Here is a 17,525-nt window from a genome sequence, read left to right as displayed (position 1 = left end):
TTCATTCCGCCGCACGGGAATTACCGAGAGCTGCTTTCGTATCAGAAAGCCGAAGTTGTCTATGATCTTACTTTCCATTTCTGCAGGCGATTCCTCAAGACGGGAGACCGAACCATAGACCAAATGGTGCAGGCGGCCCGTTCAGGAAAGCAGAACATCGTCGAGGGTTGTCAGGCGTCTGGTACTTCCAAGGAAATGGAGATTAAGCTCATCAATGTGGCTCGCGCCAGCTTGGAAGAACTGTTGGCTGACTATCAGGATTTCCTTCGGGTTCGCGGGCTTCCTATCTGGGAAAAGGACTCGAAAGAGGCCTTATTCGTTCGGAAGCTGAGTACAACCGCGGTCATGACCTACGAGACTTACAGGAACTACTGCGAGTCGCGCCCACCGGAAGTCGTGGCCAATATCGCAATGTGCCTGATTCATCAAACCAACTACTTACTCGACCGGCAAATTCGCAGTCTTGAACAGATCTTTATGAAAGAGGGTGGTCTTCGCGAACGCATGGTTCGCGCCCGGCTGCAGCAGCGAGACAGACAATTCAAAGGGACCTGACCGGCACTTCACAGACACGTATTTGGATGACTATTGCCGCCGCGTGATTTACTATTCCTGCTACTGCCAACGACTTGTCGTCTGTGTGGCCTACTAATTCGTCCAGACATTGATCCTGTATAGTGCTGAAAACACGTCCCGAGCAGAGGACTTCATCATCGAGGTTAACTATGGAGACCATCCTGAACCGTTCCATCACGCCCGATTGGCGGTCGTTTCTGAAATGCCTTCGCCGTGAGGGCACGCCCAAGCGGGTCCATCACATCGAGCTGTTCCTGGACCCGGAAGTGCAGGAGGCGGTGTGTGAGCGGTTTGAGCTCATACCTGACGTTTCACCGGACGACCCGTTCTTTGCGCAGAAGCGGCATCTTGCTGTGCAGCAGTTTTTGGGGTACGACTTCGTGCGGGCGAGCCTTGATGACATGGTGATGCCGCTGCGGTATGACATTGCGGACGACACAGCAGACTTGAAGCGTGAGGGCGGGCGCAATTACGTGAATGAGAGCACGGGGCCCATCGCCAATTGGGAGGACTTTGAGCGGTACCCGTGGCCGGACCCGGCGAAGGCGCCGACGAAATCGTTGGATTGGTACAGCGAACATCTGCCGGAGAACATGTGCATTGTGGGAAGCGGCGGGTTCGCGCATTTTGCGGAGTACCTCAATTGGCTGTTGGGTTACGAAGCATTGTGCGTGGCGTTGTTCGAGCAGCGCGATTTGCTCGCGGCCATCAGCAAGCGCCTGTTGGAGATGTATGAAGTGGTCATCGATCGGGTGCTTGCCTACGACCGGGTCAAGGTAATTTGGGGTAGCGATGACATGGGATTTCGGACGGGGCCGCTCATCAGTCCCGACGATTTAAGGGAGTTCGTATTGCCGGGTCACAAGCGGATGGCCGAGAAATCGCATGCTGCTGGGCGCCCGTATCTCCTCCATTGCTGCGGCAAGATTGACCTCATTATAGATGACTTGATCCATGACGTTGGAATAGACGCCAAGCATTCGTTTGAAGACACGATTGAGCTAGTGACAGATGCCAAGCGCGCATACGGCGATCGAATCGCATTGTTGGGGGGTATCGATGTAGACTTTTTGTGCCGCGCCGACGAGGGGGCAATTCGTAAGCGGGTGCGGGAAACACTTGATGTCTGCTTACCCGGGGGTGGGTATTGTCTGGGAACCGGGAACAGCGTGGCGAATTACATCCCGTTGGACAGTTATCTTGTCATGTTGGATGAAGGACGGCGGTACATGGCTTAAGACGCCTGGCGTGGCCAAAGGTGTATCGGCGGAGAGCGCGCGCAGTCTGTAGAATGGCAGCCGAGGGCGGCTGCCCCACATCTAGCGAGGCACCTCGAAGACAGAGACTTGTGGCCGGGAATATGAGGGGAATATGGTCCTGGGGGGCGGTGTTGTAGGCATGGGAGCGAATGCTCCGCGGTTGCTTGGGGTGAATCTCCGCACGGGGCCAGGTTGCGGCCGTTCAGCGACCCGTATATCGAGAAAAACACCCGTCCTTGAAAGAGAATGCCCTCTCTGAAGTGTTAATCCTAAGGAGAGTTACCGTTACCGGCAGGTTCCGGTCGAATAGGACGCCATGAGGTTAATGGAATGAACGAAGTTAAAGACACGAGTACGGATGCGGCCTACACCGGGACGCGCGTCGAGCAGAGTACGCGCGAAATCGAGGAGCTGGCAAATCAGTCGTACAAATATGGCTGGTCTACGGAAATCGAGTCGGAGACGTTCGACCGGGGTCTGACGGAAGACATCGTTCGCCAGATTTCGGAGAAGAAGAACGAACCGGGCTGGCTGCTCGATTGGCGTTTGAAGGCGTTCCGGCAGTGGCAGACGATGACAGAGCCGCGTTGGGCGAATGTGACCTATCCGGAAATCGACTACCAGCACCAGCGGTATTATTCGGCGCCGAAGCGCGCGAAGAAACCCCTCAACAGCCTGGACGATGTCGACAAGGAATTGCTGGAGACATTCGAGAAACTGGGCATCCCCCTGGACGAGCAGAAGCGTCTTGCGGGCGTGGCCGTGGACGCGGTGTTCGACAGTGTGTCGGTGGCGACAACGCACCGCGAGATCCTCGCCAAGAAGGGCGTCATTTTCTGTTCGTTTTCGGAGGCCGTGCACGAATGCCCCGAGCTGATTCAGAAGTATCTGGGTTCGGTGGTGCCGGTGGGAGACAACTTTTTTGCGGCGCTGAATTCGGCGGTATTCAGCGACGGTTCGTTCTGTTATATCCCGAAGGGCGTGAAGTGCCCGATGGACCTGTCGACCTACTTCCGCATCAACGCGGCGGAGACGGGGCAGTTCGAGCGGACGCTGATCGTCGCGGACGAAGGGGCGTACGTGAATTACCTGGAAGGGTGCACGGCGCCGCAACGCGACGAGAATCAGTTGCACGCGGCGGTGGTGGAGTTGATCGCGTTGGACAATGCCACGATCAATTATTCGACGGTGCAGAACTGGTACGCGGGTGACAAAGAGGGCCGCGGCGGCATCTTCAATTTTGTTACGAAGCGCGGCAAATGCCAGGGCGCGAACTCGCGTATTTCGTGGACGCAGGTGGAAACGGGTTCCGCGATCACGTGGAAGTATCCGGGCTGCATTCTGATGGGCGACAACTCCGTGGGCGAATTCTATTCGGTGGCGGTGAGCAATAACCGTCAGCAGGCGGACACCGGCACAAAGATGATTCACATGGGGCGCAACACACGCAGCACGGTCATCTCGAAGACGATTTCCGCGGGCGAGGGCAACAATAGCTATCGCGGACAAGTGATGGTGCAGCCGAAGGCGGCGAACGCGCGCAATTACACGCAGTGCGATTCGTTGCTCATTGGCGACCGTTGCGGCGCGCATACGTTCCCGTATATCGAAGTGCGCAACAACACCGCCAATGTCGAACATGAGGCATCCACGTCGAAGATTAGCGAAGCGCAGTTGTTTTACTGCAAGAGCCGGGGCATCGGACCGGAGGACGCGATTTCGATGGTGGTGAATGGATTCTGCAAGGAAGTCTTCGATCACCTCCCGATGGAGTTTGCGGTCGAGGCGACGAAACTGCTCAGTGTCAGTTTGGAAGGGAGTGTCGGGTAATGCTGGAAATCACCAATCTGCACGCCACCGTTGAGGGCGTTGAGATTCTCAAGGGTATCAACCTGAAGCTGAACGCCGGTGAAGTGCATGCGATCATGGGGCCGAACGGTTCCGGTAAGAGCACGCTCGCGGGCGTGTTGGCGGGTAGCGAGGACTACGAGATCACGGAAGGCAGCGTAACGTTTCTTGGGCAGGACTTGTTGGAATTGCCCGCGGAAGAGCGCGCGCGCCTGGGGATGTTTCTCGCGTTTCAGTATCCGGTGGAGATTCCGGGAATCAGCAACGCGTACTTCCTGCAGGCTGGCCTGAACGAGATCCGCAAGAGCCACGGGTTGGACGAACTCGACGCGATGGAGTTTCGCGAGATCCTGAAGGAGAAGATGGAGCTCGTGCAGATCGATCCAAAGTTCGCGGATCGTCCGGTCAACGAAGGTTTCTCCGGCGGCGAGAAGAAGCGAAACGAGATTCTGCAGATGGCAGTCTTGGAGCCGAAGTTGGCGATTCTCGACGAGAGCGATTCGGGACTCGACATCGACGCATTGCGGATAGTCGCGGACGGCGTGAACCGGTTGCGGAATCCGAACCGGGCGATGTTGCTTGTGACGCATTACCAGCGGTTGCTGGATTATATCGTGCCGGATTTTGTGCATGTGCTTGTTAGTGGGCGCATCGTGAAGTCGGGCGGGAAGGAACTGGCCCTCGAACTTGAAGAGAAGGGCTACGATTGGATCAAGGCAGAATTGGCGACCGCGTAGAAGGCAGTGAAAGACGAAGACGCCCGGCACAGAGACCGGGCGCTACAAACCTTACGCTTAGGAAGTAGACGAGGACGCCCGGCGGCCGAGAAGTGTATCGGCAAGGACTGGCGTTACGGAGAAGAAAGCGAAAGCTATGCCGGAAGTGATGGAACGAGTGGGTAGCAAGGAGCATTTCATCGGAGACCTGGAGCGGATTGGCTCAGGGAAGCCGGACTGGCTGACTGTGCGCAGGAAGGCCGCGCTTGGCCGATTTCTGGCGACGAACCTGCCGCATCGCAAAATGGAAGATTGGCGGTTCACGAACATCAATCCCATTATGCGTACGCCGTTTCGCTCCGTTACTGAACAGGCAGACCGTAATCCGGAGCCGTCGGATATAGCTTCGCTGCTCTACGGAGACTCGTCGTGGGCGGAATTGGTCTTCGTCGATGGGTTCTTTGCGGCTGGCCTTTCGCGCGTACCAAAAGGCTTGAATGTTGGCAGCCTCGCGGAGGCCATTGCCAGCGGCGACAAGCTGGCCGAGTCGCACGTGGATACGTACTTGAGTTCGGCGAATAACGCCTACAGCGCGCTGAATTCGGCGTTCATGCTGGACGGCGCCTGCATACATGTGCCCAAGAATACGGAATTGGATACGCCCATACATCTGCTGTTCGTTGCGACGGGGCATGATACGGAGCTGGCGACGCATCCGCGCAACCTGATTGTGGTGGAGCGTGGAAGCAAAGCGTCGATTGTGGAGAGTTATGTCGCTCTGGGCGAGGGTTCGCCCTACTTGACGAACGCCGTCACGGAAGTGGTTGTGGGTGAAGGTTCGCACGTGTTGCATTACAAGCTGATGCAGGAACGCGCGGACAGCTATCACTTGGCGACGACGCAGGTGAAACAGGAGCGCGATAGCCGGTACCGTTCGTTTTCGATGAGCTTGAGCGCGGCGATTGGGCGTCACGAACTGAACGTGACGCTGGATGGCGAGGGCGCCGATTGCTCGCTCAATGGGCTGTACATGACAGACGGTGAGCAATTGATCGATAATAAGACCTCTATTGACCATGCGAAGCCGCATTGTACGAGTTGGATTGGGTACAAGGGCGTCCTGGCGGACCGGAGCCACGCTGTCTTCAGTGGGAAGATCATGGTACGCCGAGGAGCACAGAAGACGGACTCGAATCAACTCAACCGGAATTTGTTGTTGTCCGATAAGGCCACGGTAGACACGAAGCCACTGTTGGAGATCTTTGCGGATGACGTCAAATGTACGCACGGCGCGACCATAGGCCAGCCTCCGAAGGAGTTGGTCTATTACTTCCGGACGCGCGGCATGAGCGAAGCTATGGCATTGGGCATGCTCACGTATGGGTTTGCCGATGAAGTGGTGAATCAGATCGAACTGGATCCTGTGCGCGAACGGCTGGAACGCTTCGTCTTCGACAAGTACAGCCCCGTGCCGGCGTAACGAAAGGCGTAATCAGCGTGGCAACCCGAAGCCTTTCCGCGGGCGAAGTGCCTTATCCGGCGACACCATCCGTGTCTTTGGACACGGAGTTGGACGTCGAGCGGCTGCGTCATGATTTTCCCGCGCTGAGCCTTAAGCGCAAAGGACAGCCCATTGTCTATCTCGACAATGCGGCCACGAGCCATAAACCCTTGTGCGTGATTGAGGCGGAAAACCGTTTCTATCGCACGCAGAACGCGAACGTGCACCGCGGCATTCATTACCTGAGCGAAGTGGCGACGGAAGCCTATGAAGAGGCGCGGAAGCGAATACAACGGTTTCTGGGCATTCCGCTGAGCTGCGAGACGATCTTCACGCGCGGCACCACGGAAGGCATCAACCTCGTTGCCAACAGCTACGGCCGCAAGTTCGTGAATGAAGGCGACGAGATCGTCATTTCGGCGATGGAGCATCACTCCAACATCGTGCCTTGGCAAATGGTGCGCGATGAGCGCAAGGCAAAGTTGCGCGTTATTCCGATGAACGATCAGGGCGAGTTGTTGATCGACGAGTACGAGAAGATGCTCAACGACCGCACGAAGATCGTCGCGGTGACATATGTGTCGAATGCGCTGGGGACCATCAACCCGATTCGTATGATGGCCGACATGGCCCACAAACGCGGCATTCCGATCCTTGTGGACGGCGCGCAGGCCGTGCCGCATTTGCCGATCAACGTCGCCGAGTTGGGCTGCGATTTCTTCGTGTGTTCGGGCCACAAGATGTTCGGGCCGACAGGCATCGGCGTGATGTACGGCAAGGCCGAGTGGTTGAATAAGCTGCCTCCGTATCAGGGCGGCGGCGATATGATCTTGAACGTGACCTTCGATAAGACGGCGTTTGCGAGTTTGCCGTACAAGTTCGAGGCAGGCACCCCGAATATCGCGGGGGTAGTGGCGTTGGGCACGGCTGTCGATTATTTACAGTCGATCGGCATGGATAAGATCGCGGCATATGAGCATGAATTGACCGAGTACGGCACGAAGTTGCTGGAGCCTATCGAAGGTCTGAAGCTCATCGGCACGGCGAAGGCCAAGGCCGGAGTGCTTGCGTTCGTGCTCGAGAATGCGCATCCCCATGACATCGGGCAGATTCTCGATGACTGCGGTGTCGCGATTCGCGCGGGACACCATTGCGCGCAGCCCGTTATGCAACGATTTGGCGTGCCGGCCACGGCCCGCGCGTCGTTGGCGTTTTACAATACTAAGCAAGAGCTCGATGCGCTTGCCGAAGCCGTCATGAAAGTGAAGAAGGTGTTTGATTAATGCCCGAAAATCGCGCGCTGTACGAGCAAGTCATTTTGGAACATAACAAGAAGCCGCGTAACTTTCGGGACATGCCGGAGGCAAGCTGCAAATCGGAGGGGTATAACCCGCTTTGCGGCGATCACTTCACCATCTACGTGAAGGTCAACGGCGATATCATCGAGGACGTGAGTTTCATGGGCGCGGGCTGCGCCATTTCGAAGTCGTCGGCGTCGGTCATGACGACGCTCCTCAAAGGCAAGACGAGAAAAGAAGCGGAAGCCCTCTTTGTGAAATTTCACGGCATGGTCACCGCCAGCCCCGAAGCCGACATCGACGAGAACGACCTTGGCCGCCTGTCTGTGTTCGCGGGGGTGCGCGAGTTCCCCGTTCGCATCAAGTGCGCGACTCTCGCGTGGCATTCCATGCTTGCCGCGCTGGATGGCAAGGACGCGCCGGTTACGACAGAGTCGGACCCCTCCTAAGCATGCTTCTCCCCTCGCCTCACTGCTAGCAGAGGTGCATTGTGCAACTCTGTAGGTCTGTTTATAGCTGGGTCCTATCCACAGATGGCACAGATTTCACAGATACTAAACCGAATGTGAAGTGCAGGCATCCAATTCGTTGACCGTAGCAGTTGTGAGTCGCGGCGTGAGCGAAACGGAAGTCAATTCACTCGGCTTGCGCTTGCAGCGCCAAGCACTTCAGCCGTATTATTACACAGAGGCTCTGACTTCGCCTTCAAATGGCGTCAGGGGAGAAGTCTGAGATTGCTTCGTTGGGGGGTTCTTGTCTGTTCTCCACAGCGTGCTAGGGGGATCACGTGGAAATCGACGTTCAGACAGAGGAATCAGCGCAAGACAAGCGCAAGTGGGTATCACCCACGGCATGGGGTATTGCCGCAGTTCTTTCGTTGACGTTCTTTGTTGTGACTCGGGAGCGAGTCGATCCAGCGGCGGCCGTACCGGTGAAGCTCACCCGCGGGGATGCGGTCGCGCAAGCCCGTGCTTACCTTGCCGAACGCGGCATCGATGTTTCCTCGTACAAGTCGGCAGCAGGATTCTACTCGAATCGCAGCACACGCGACTTTCTGGAGAAAAGTCTGCCGGCAGACAAGGCATCGCGATTGATGCGCGACGAAGTGGCCACTTGGTACTGGTATGTCCGCTTTGTCGTGCCAGAGCAGGAAGAGGAGCTTCAAGTGAGTCTGTGGCCAGACGGCCGGATTTGCTACTTCGGGCACCACATCCCTGAGGCAAGAGAAGGCGCGACACTGTCTGAAACGGAGGCTCAGACGCGTGCAGAGGCGTTTCTGGGCACTCTATCGCACATTGATCAGGGCGAGTACGAGATCATTGACCACACACAGCAAACGCTGCCGAAGCGGTCCCAGTTCAGTTTCACATGGCAGAAACGGGACTTCGATTTGTCGGGGGCAAAGTACCGTATTTATGTAACGGTGAGTGGTGACGCAGTAACAAACTTCAGCGAAGGCTTATATATTGCGGAGAATACGCAGCGGGCAGCTGCACAACACACATCGAGAAGGCAGCTGCTATCAACAACCGCTGCCTGGTTGTCGAGGGCAATCAATTTCGCATCCATCATCGCTTTGATTTGGGCCATTCGTGCGAGACGAGCTCGATTCCGATTCGCCCTCGGTCTCGGAGTACTGCTTGCCGTCTCCGGCGTTATCCTCTGGGTGAACGCACTACCAACCTTTTGGATGTCGTACCCAACAATAGAAAGCGTGCAAACCCATGTTACTGGTCAGATTTTCGGAACTGTTGGCCAAACCATAGCTGTCATTCTAAGCTCCATTTTTGTCTTCGTCCCAGGCGATGCCGCGACCCGGCGAATATTTCCAGATCATGCGGAATTCTCGCGGGTCTTTTCGCGTGCCTTCTGGAAAAGCAAGTCCGTTTTGATTTCCGTGGGGGTAGGGCTTTGTCTTGCGTGTATTCACGCGGGGTTCTTTAACGCGTTTTATCTGGTTGCACAGCAATTTGGCGCGTGGTGTCCGCTTGATGCGCCTTACTCTGACGCGCTTGAGGTCGCGGTACCGTCGCTCTTTCCGCTGCAGGTGGGCATAAGCGCAGCACTCAAGGAAGAGGCACTCTTTCGCTATTTCGCCATTTCCCTTCTGCTCTTTCTGACTAAACGCCGTTGGCTTGCCGTCTTCGTTCCTGCCGTAATCTGGGGCTTTTGTCACAGCGCATACCCGCAAGAACCCATCTATATCCGCGGAATTGAAGTCTCAATCATTGGGATTTTATATGGAATTGTCTTTCTCAGATACGGAGTGCTGGCGACGATCGTCGCGCATTACACGTACAACGCTTTAGTCGGGGCAGTATTCCTTTTCGAAAGCGGCAACCGTTACTTTCAGATATCGGGCTTAGTTGTCGTATGCCTGATGGTAATTCCCGCATTGCCGGGAGTTTGGAGATGCTTGCGCGGCCGCGCTTTGCTTTCAACCTCTGATCTCAATTCGGAGACCTATGGACGCTCTCAGGAATCCACTGCTCAAGATGTTCTTCAAGAGCCAGATCTACCCTACAAAAGTATTGAACTTTTGTCCACGCGGTCCCTTGTCACACTGGCGCTGGTTGCATTCGCTGCATTAGGAATCGCGCTTCTATGTCCAAGGCCTGAGCAATACGGAGATTACATCCGTGTAGAGTCCACACAAGGCGGCGCGCTGGAGGCAGCGAACGCTTTTTTGCGGGCCAAGGGCATTGACCCACTGACGTATAGGACCGCCGTCACCTTCAACGAGAACCTTGACGGCGACATTGCCAATTACACGTGGCAGAAGGTCGGCCTTAAACAACTCAACACGATCACTCGAGAACGTTTCCCTCAACTCGTGAATTGGGGAGTTCGGTACTTCCGGCCACTGGAGAAGGACGAGTACTTTGTCTACGTGTTACCAAACGGGAAGGTAGGCGACTATTTTCACACACGCGCCGAGGAAGCGCAGGGCGCCGAGTTGGGCAAGGATGACGCGATGCGTCTCGCCGCGCAGTATGCACGAGACATGGGTGGCATCGACTTGGGCAGCTATCATTTGGCCGACTGGTCGCAAAGGAAACGGCCAGCCCGGACAGACCACACATTTGTATGGGAAGACAACGCATTTAAGGTTGGCGAAGCACCTTATCGGACCAGCGTGAGCGTTATTGGAGACGAGGCCTGTGGTCTCAATCACTACCTAGACATTCCTCAGGAATGGTATCGCGAACGGAGCAAGTCTAGCCTCAGGGAAACTCTCTTTGGAGGAATCGAGAGTCTTCTGGTGATTCTCGCCAGCATACTCTTCCTTGTCGCGATTATCAGAGTAGTCCGCGCTCGCGCACTACACTTCTGGCCCGCCCTGATCATTGCGTCGTCGATCACTCTTCTTTCCCTAGCTGGGCCGCTTGACTGCCTTAGGCACTTTGGTTCGGACTACTCCACCTCGGATACGTGGAGTCTGTATCTCGGCAAGTGGGCACTCTTTGCGATTATTTCGCCTGCAATCAGGGATTTCGTGATTGCATTTCTGTTAGTTCTCTTTGGTGACGGCGTATTTCGGCTGGCATTTCCACATGACCGACCCCTCGTCCACTGGTTTGGATTTGCGAAATGGGATAGGGCCTTCCACCCTTCCCGGTTGGCGGGTAACACACGCTCTCGGTTGGTTTGGGGTGAGGCAATTCTCATTGGGTGTGCCGTGAGCGCTATTAGTCTCTGTATTGATCAGGTCTCCGATAGTGGGTTCCAGGCCCTCAGACCGGAATTCCGCAGTGGGTCGTTGGACGAAGACGCGCCGTCGTCTGTATCCATTCCGGCAGACGCCGATTACTCCCCCGCGCTGGAGACTCTTGCGGATAATGCAGCATTCGCAAGCATAGGGAGCCTGGCATCCGCGATCATCATTGGGCTGTACGTTATGTATATCGGTAAGTTCCACAGACTGTTTCTGATCGCGCTGGGAATGCTCATTCTGCGACTTGCCTTAGTCCCACCTGAATCCCCTGAGAGCTGGATTAAGCTTGCGGAAATGACCCTTATGTTCCTCAATTTCGCGCTCTGTATGTATGTGCTCCTCAAATGCATATGCCGGAGCAACGTGGTGGCCTTCTTCTTCTGGGTCTTCTGCGAGATGCTATACGACGAGACATATATGTGGAGTGGAGCCTCTACATTGGAGGGAAATCTGAATGCGGCGATTCTGTTGGCCGCACTCACTTTGCTCATAGCTTTGGGGTTCTGGTTAAGCCTGCCCCGGTGGCGCGGGGAGCCGCTGACGGTGCAGGTTCCGGAGGAGGAAGAGGAGAGCGCCGTTTGTGAGGGCGGGCAAATTGCACTGGCTGGGCCGGAGGGATTCGGGGAGGAGAGGGAATCTCGAATTTGAAACTTGAAATTTGAGGTGGGAGCCGGAAGGGGATGGACTGGATGGACTAGGTGGACCAAGTCGATCAAGTGGAGTGGGTCGACTGCAGGGACTCAATGGACGGCAGTAGGCCACTTTCCCCGCATGAATAGGCTTTAGCTTGGGCTTTTCCGTGCGTTTGGAATACACCGCGTATGCATTCCGTTAGGAGTAATTGAACGCCTGTTGTCGCGGTGCTATTCTAGCGGTATTTACTGAAAGCGCGATCTCCCCGGAAATGCACGAATTTGGGCGTTGTTTACCCTCGCGTAAGCGTCCGGTTAGGAAGGAACCCACGTCATGACACAGACCCTCGCAATACAGAAGGCCCCCACCCGCGAGGAGACCTTCCGGCTAATGAAGACGAAGCTGGCGGGCATTGTGCCGGAGGTTGAGCTGCGGATTAAGGCGGACTTGGCCTTCGAAATTAATCGGCTGAAGGCGGAATTGAACGCGGTTATTCTTGGGCACAATTACATGGAGCCGGCGTTGTTTGTCTCGGTGCCGGATTATTCGGGGGATTCGCTGGAGTTGTCGCGGGTATCGACGCAGACGAACGCGGACATAATTGTGTTTTGCGGCGTGCAGTTTATGGCGGAGACGGCGAAGATATTGAACCCGGACAAGATGGTGCTGATTCCGTCGTCGAAGGCGGGCTGTTCGCTGGCGTCGGGCATTACGGCAAACGACGTGTTGCGGTTGAAGGAGCAGTATCCGGGTGCGCCAGTCGTGAGTTACGTGAATACGCTGGCGGACGTGAAGGCGGTGTCGGATTATTGCTGTACGTCGGGCAATGCGGCGAAGGTGGTGAAGCATATCCTCGGGTTGGGCCACAATCAGGTTATTTTCTTGCCGGATGAATATTTGGCGCGCAATACGGCGAATGAGATCGGCATTCCGTTCGTGATGTCGAATCTGGACGCGAAAGTGGACGCGCCGGAGCAAGCCATGATCGGTTGGCATGCGCGGTGCGAGGTGCACGAGCTGTTCACGGTGGACGATGTCGTGAATGTGCGCAAGCAGTTTCCGGATGTGGCGATCGTTGCGCACCCGGAAGTAAGCCCGGAGGTTTTGCAGGTGTGCGACGCGGCGGGCAGCACGAAGCAGATGATCGATTACGTTCGTAATACGCAGGCGAACCGGTATCTCCTGTTGACGGAATGCAGCATGGGCGACAATATCGCGGCGGAGAACCCGGACAAGGAGATGTTGCGGTTGTGCAGCCACCGTTGTCCGCACATGGGTGAAATCACGCTGGAAGACACGTTGGAGGCCCTGCAGAAGTCACAGTATCAGGTCCATCTTTCCGACGAAGTCATCCAGAATGCGCGGTTGCCGATTGACCGGATGCTGGAGATCCGGTAAAGAGCAATCAGGACCCTACACATCTTCGCTCCTTCGTGCGCTTCTCTTGGACCAGTTGCGAGAAATCAGGGACAGCCACGTCTCCGCTCCCTTCGGTCGCTTCGCTTGCGTCAGTCTCTGATTTCCGCAACAAGTGGATATGGACCGCATGGACGATATGGACGCATGGACATGCGGCAAAACCTCGTGCGGTCAGGGGTAGCATCGTAAATCCTGGTTGCATGCGGTTGGCGGGGACAGTAGACTTTCGGTCTGGTATCGATACTCCTGGTCTGACCTTCCTCACGGAGGTATACGCGTCGTGAAAACACTCTATCGTTCCACACTACCTTTGTTTCTCGCCGGGCTGATTGCGGCGGTGAACGCATTTGCCGCGAAGCCGTTTGAATTCGAAGATATCAAACTCGATAACGGCCTTAGGGTTGTCACGTTGGAGGATTTCTCGACACCCATCGTGGCGGTGCAGGTGTGGTATCACGTAGGGTCGAAGAATGAACAGGCGACGCGGCAGGGGTTCGCGCACATGTTCGAGCATATGATGTTTGGAGGCACGGATCTCGTCAACGCCGAGGAGTATTCGAATCTCATTCGCAAAGTGGGCGGCGACTGCAATGCTTTCACTTCGTTTGACTTTACAGCGTACGTGAATACGGTTCCATCGAATCAGTTGGAGCTGGTGCTGTGGCTGGAATCGCAGCGGATGATGTTCTTGAAGGTGGACGAGAAGGGATTTGACACGGAACGTAAAGTCGTGGAAGAAGAACGCCGCATGGGCTTGAACCAGCCGTATGGCAGCGTCATGGAGCAGGTGTTGCCGGTTCTATTCAAGGAACACCCCTATCGATGGTCGCCCATTGGCAACATTCCCGATTTGCGGGCGGCGAAGGCTCCGGAGTTGGCGGAGTTCTGGAATTACTTTTACGTGCCGCAGAATGCGACGTTGGTCATTGCTGGAGCAGTGAAGCATGCAGATGCGCAGGCCCTCGCGAAGAAGTACTTCTCGTGGATGCCATCGGGGGACACGACTGGACGCCTTACGTTTACCGAGCCGGAGCAGAAGGAAACGCGGGAGATCACGGTCGAGGAGCCGTTTGGTCCGGTGCCGCTGATTGGTTACGTATTCAAGACGGTGCCGGAGACGCACGCGGACTCGATTCCGTTGGAATTGATGATGATTGCGCTCGGGCAAGGCGACAGCAGCCGCTTGAACGTGGACCTCGTGAAGAAGCGTAACCTCTGTGTGCAAGCTTTGGCGGATACGTATATGTTGCAGGATGCGGGCGTGTGCGGCGCGGGCGCAGCGCTGAATCCGATGGCCAATCCCGAAGTGGCGTTCAAAGCTTTGGACGAGCATCTCACGGCTTTGAAGGAGAAGGGGCTCGAAGAAAAGGAGCTCACCAAAGCGAAGAATCAGTTGCGTCGCACGCTGGTGGCGGATTCGCTGACGGTTGAGAATAAGGCGAACAACATCGGCGATGCCACGACAATTCATGGCACGCCGGAATGGCTCAACGAGCGAATGGCCAGAATCGATGCCGCCACGCTTGACGACATCAAGCGCGTCGCGAACGCGTATCTAGTGCCGGAGCGAAAGACGGTCCTGCATGTGAAACCGAACCCCGAAAAGAAACTGTCGGCTGACGCGGAGCGTGGCACAGAAAGCGATAAGGCGGGCAACGAGTTCAAGTATACGAATCCTAAGGAAGGCGTGAAGCGTCCGGAAGGCTTCAGCACGACGCCTCCGATGCACGAATTGCTACAGGAATTGCCCCAGACGCCTACCAGTGAGCGCACGTTGAAGAACGGTCTCAAGGTTGTGGTCGTGCCGAATCATGAACTTCCGTTCATGACGGTGATGTTGGGTTCAAAGTACGGCGCGTGGGCGGAGGACGCCGCCGCGCCGGGTGTCGCGTCCATGACACTTAATATGCTAACGAAGGGAACCAAGAAGCATACCGCCGAGGAATTGGCGGAGATTATTGAGTTCAATGCCCTGACGCTCGAAGGCGATGCCACGATGGATGCCGCACAGGTCACGGCAACGGGCCTCTCGGACAAGTTGCCGCTGGCCGTGGAGTTGTTGGCGGAAGTCGTCCTCTCCCCCACGTTCCCGCAGGAGGAACTGGACATCTTGGCGCAGCAGCGCACCATGACATTGTCTGTGCGTGATCAGTCTCCGGATTATGTGGCGGCGCGGGAATTGCGCAGGCATCTCTATGGCGCGCATCCGTATTCGCGCACTCCGGAGGGCGAATCGGAGGACGTGGCCAAATTGAAGCCGGAGCTGTTGGCGGCGTATTGGGCAAAGTATGCGCGGCCCGACACATCGGTGGTGTACGTGGCGGGTGACGTGGATGAGGAGAAAGCCGTCGCATTGGTTGAGCAGTATCTTGGCGAGTGGAAGGTAGAAGGATCGGCGCCGGAGATTTCATTGCCGGCAATTCCTACGCCCGAGAAAACGCATATTCTGCTCGTGGACCGCCCGGGCGCGGTGCAGAGTCAAATCAAAGTTGGCGAAACGAACATCACGAGGAGTGATCCGAGGTATCATTTCGCGAGGGTGTTTTCGCAGGTGTACGGCGGGGCATTCGACAGCCGCCTCAACACCGTAATTCGCATCCAGCGAGGGCTCACCTACGGCGCGAGCGGCGGTTTCATACCGCATCGGTTCAGCGGCGAGTTCACGAGCTCGACGTTCACAAAGACCGAGTCAACGGCGGAGACCGTGCAAGCGGTGTTGGACGTGCTGGCGGGCATGCGCAAAGAGGCCCCAACCGATGAAGAAATCAATACGGCGAAGTCATACCTCGTTGGGAATTTCCCGAGCGGGTTGGAGACACCGCAGGATGTAGTCAACTATGCGTGGCTCATCGAGTATTCGGGGCTTCCGAAAGACTACCTAAATCAGGCGGTTCAGGCCTATAACAAGGCGCAGAGGCAGGATCTCGCGGACGTTGCGGAGAAGATTGTCAACCTTGATCGTCTGACGATTGTGGTTGCAGGAGAAGCGTCGAAGATTAAGGAGGGCCTGGAAAAGATTGCGCCGGTAACGGTAATTGAGGCGGCAAAAGGGCAGGAGACTCCAGGGGATACTGCGACAGCGCCTGAACAGCCAAAGCCTGCACAATGAGCGTGTTTCGGGAAATATGCTATCCTTTGGCCGTGTTCAATCTAAGGGCTGCTATAACCCGCGAGGACGAGCCATGTTGTATTACAAAGTGAGTCAACCTGTTCCCGGTAAGGGAGATGCCTGGGTCTATTACGAGTGCGACGAACGGTTTACGATTCAGCGCCAGATGACGCACATCCCAGGGACGGGTGAAATCGACTGCGTGCCCGACCCGTTGGTCAAGCGCATGACGAACATGGCCTACATGGAGACATCCTCGAAGGAAGAGTTTGAGCAGTACTGGTCGGATGAGCACATCAAGGAGGCGGCGCATCACCACACCGGCCACAACGGTTCGGGCGGTCCGGTGTTCAGTCTGGACATGACGATCGGCGAGGCCATGGCGATGCATCCGCGCGTGGCGGAGGTGTTCGCGGCGTTCCACTTGGGTGGGTGCTCGCATTGCGGCATCAATCAGTTTGAGACGATTGGCCAAGTTTGCGCTGGATACGGCGTGGACGCGGATATGTTGTTGGAAGTCTTGGAAGGGCTGATGGAACGCCCTGAAACCAGCAACGCGTAAGCACGTGTTTATAGTGGAGAGGTCAGTACGATATGTCGACTGAGGCAGTCACAGAGAGCCCAAAGGCGTTGGTTTCGGCCACCGAAGATGCGGTCCGTGAGTTAAAGCGTTTGCGCGAGAAGGAATCCGCGGATGTCGAGGGTGTGCGGCTTGGCGTGAAGGGCGGAGGCTGTTCGGGACTGTCGTATCTGCTGGAATTTGGAAAGCAGCGCGAAGGCGATATCGTTCATGAGCAGGACGGTATGAAGTTCTTTATGGATCGGAAGTCGTCGATTTACCTGAAAGGTATCGTTCTTGAATACAAAGAGGGGCTGAACAGCAAGGGGTTTGTATTTCGCAACCCCAACGCGACCAGCACATGCGGTTGCGGCGAGTCGTTCAGCGTGTAGCCGTTTGAGCCTCACATCGGGTTTTGCAGTATCCACCCTGGGCGTCTATCGCTCAGGGCGTTTTTTTCGGAGCGGGGTTTTCAATGATTGATGCCGTAACACAAAACGTGCGCGACGATGTGTATGCCGTTCGCCACGGCGTAGGCGCGTGGATTCGTGAGGACCATACATTTGTCCGGCTAGAAGGGCGAGATGTGGCTGCTTGGTTGCAGACGCAGACTTCCAATGACGTGGTAGCGCTGAAGTCTGGCGAAGGACACGCCAACGCTCTGCTTGACCGGAAGGGACGGCTTCAGGCGCATTTTACGGTACACCGCTGGGGCGATGAGTATTGGCTCATCGTGGAGCGGATACAGTCGACAAATTTGCTCGAGCAGTTGGATGCTCATCTGTTTGCCGAGGACGTCCACATGTACGACAGCGGCGATGAGGTGGAGCAGCTCGTCTTGCAGGGGCCACGGACTTTGTCCTTTCTAGCAGGAATCATGGGCGAGTCGGCG

The 17,525-nt window shown here is 56.1% G+C and carries 13 protein-coding genes; all 13 read left to right on the top strand.

Annotated features, from left to right (window positions below):
- The coding region (locus K1Y02_18495) for a four helix bundle suffix domain-containing protein (protein MBX7258360.1) at positions 1-555 on the top strand (555 nt) is incomplete at its 5' end.
- Between the two features lie 170 nt (positions 556-725).
- Positions 726-1,814 (top strand): hypothetical protein, encoded by a 1,089-nt coding sequence (locus K1Y02_18490; GenBank protein MBX7258359.1) that lies wholly within the window; start codon positions 726-728, stop codon positions 1,812-1,814.
- A 351-nt stretch (positions 1,815-2,165) separates the two neighbouring features.
- Positions 2,166-3,665 (top strand): Fe-S cluster assembly protein SufB, encoded by a 1,500-nt coding sequence (sufB, locus tag K1Y02_18485; protein MBX7258358.1) that lies wholly within the window; start codon positions 2,166-2,168, stop codon positions 3,663-3,665.
- The gene (gene sufC, locus K1Y02_18480; GenBank protein ID MBX7258357.1) at positions 3,665-4,420 is read left to right on the top strand and encodes a Fe-S cluster assembly ATPase SufC; all 756 of its coding nucleotides are present in this window, start codon (positions 3,665-3,667) and stop codon (positions 4,418-4,420) included. Before sufB ends, sufC begins: the two co-directional genes overlap by 1 nt.
- Before the next feature lie 136 nt (positions 4,421-4,556).
- A complete protein-coding gene (sufD, locus tag K1Y02_18475; protein MBX7258356.1) occupies positions 4,557-5,879 on the top strand; it encodes a Fe-S cluster assembly protein SufD in 1,323 nt (440 codons plus the stop codon).
- Between the two features lie 77 nt (positions 5,880-5,956).
- Complete coding sequence (locus K1Y02_18470; GenBank protein MBX7258355.1) at positions 5,957-7,183, top strand: cysteine desulfurase; 1,227 nt, start codon at positions 5,957-5,959, stop codon at positions 7,181-7,183.
- Entirely contained in the window at positions 7,183-7,647 is a 465-nt protein-coding gene (locus tag K1Y02_18465) for an SUF system NifU family Fe-S cluster assembly protein (protein MBX7258354.1), read from the top strand. The genes K1Y02_18470 and K1Y02_18465 overlap by 1 nt, the downstream gene beginning before the upstream one ends.
- Positions 7,648-7,985: 338 nt before the next feature.
- Positions 7,986-11,561, top strand: coding sequence for a CPBP family intramembrane metalloprotease (locus K1Y02_18460; protein ID MBX7258353.1), 3,576 nt, complete (start codon positions 7,986-7,988; stop codon positions 11,559-11,561).
- A 318-nt stretch (positions 11,562-11,879) separates the two neighbouring features.
- Positions 11,880-12,944, top strand: a complete 1,065-nt coding sequence (gene nadA / locus K1Y02_18455) for a quinolinate synthase NadA (protein MBX7258352.1) — start codon at positions 11,880-11,882, stop codon at positions 12,942-12,944.
- 301 nt (positions 12,945-13,245) lie between these two features.
- A complete protein-coding gene (locus K1Y02_18450) occupies positions 13,246-16,074 on the top strand; it encodes an insulinase family protein (protein ID MBX7258351.1) in 2,829 nt (942 codons plus the stop codon).
- A gap of 244 nt (positions 16,075-16,318) precedes the next feature.
- Positions 16,319-16,636, top strand: coding sequence for a DUF1858 domain-containing protein (locus K1Y02_18445; GenBank protein MBX7258350.1), 318 nt, complete (start codon positions 16,319-16,321; stop codon positions 16,634-16,636).
- A gap of 32 nt (positions 16,637-16,668) precedes the next feature.
- The gene (locus K1Y02_18440; protein MBX7258349.1) at positions 16,669-17,025 is read left to right on the top strand and encodes an iron-sulfur cluster assembly accessory protein; all 357 of its coding nucleotides are present in this window, start codon (positions 16,669-16,671) and stop codon (positions 17,023-17,025) included.
- Between the two features lie 83 nt (positions 17,026-17,108).
- Positions 17,109-17,525 (top strand): hypothetical protein (locus K1Y02_18435; protein MBX7258348.1); only part of this gene is annotated, 417 nt, incomplete at its 3' end.

Source organism: Candidatus Hydrogenedentota bacterium, assembly GCA_019695095.1.
In the GTDB taxonomy this organism is placed as follows: domain Bacteria; phylum Hydrogenedentota; class Hydrogenedentia; order Hydrogenedentales; family SLHB01; genus JAIBAQ01.
The sequence above is the reverse complement of the archived record's forward strand: the minus strand, read 5'-3'. Positions and strand labels throughout refer to the sequence as shown.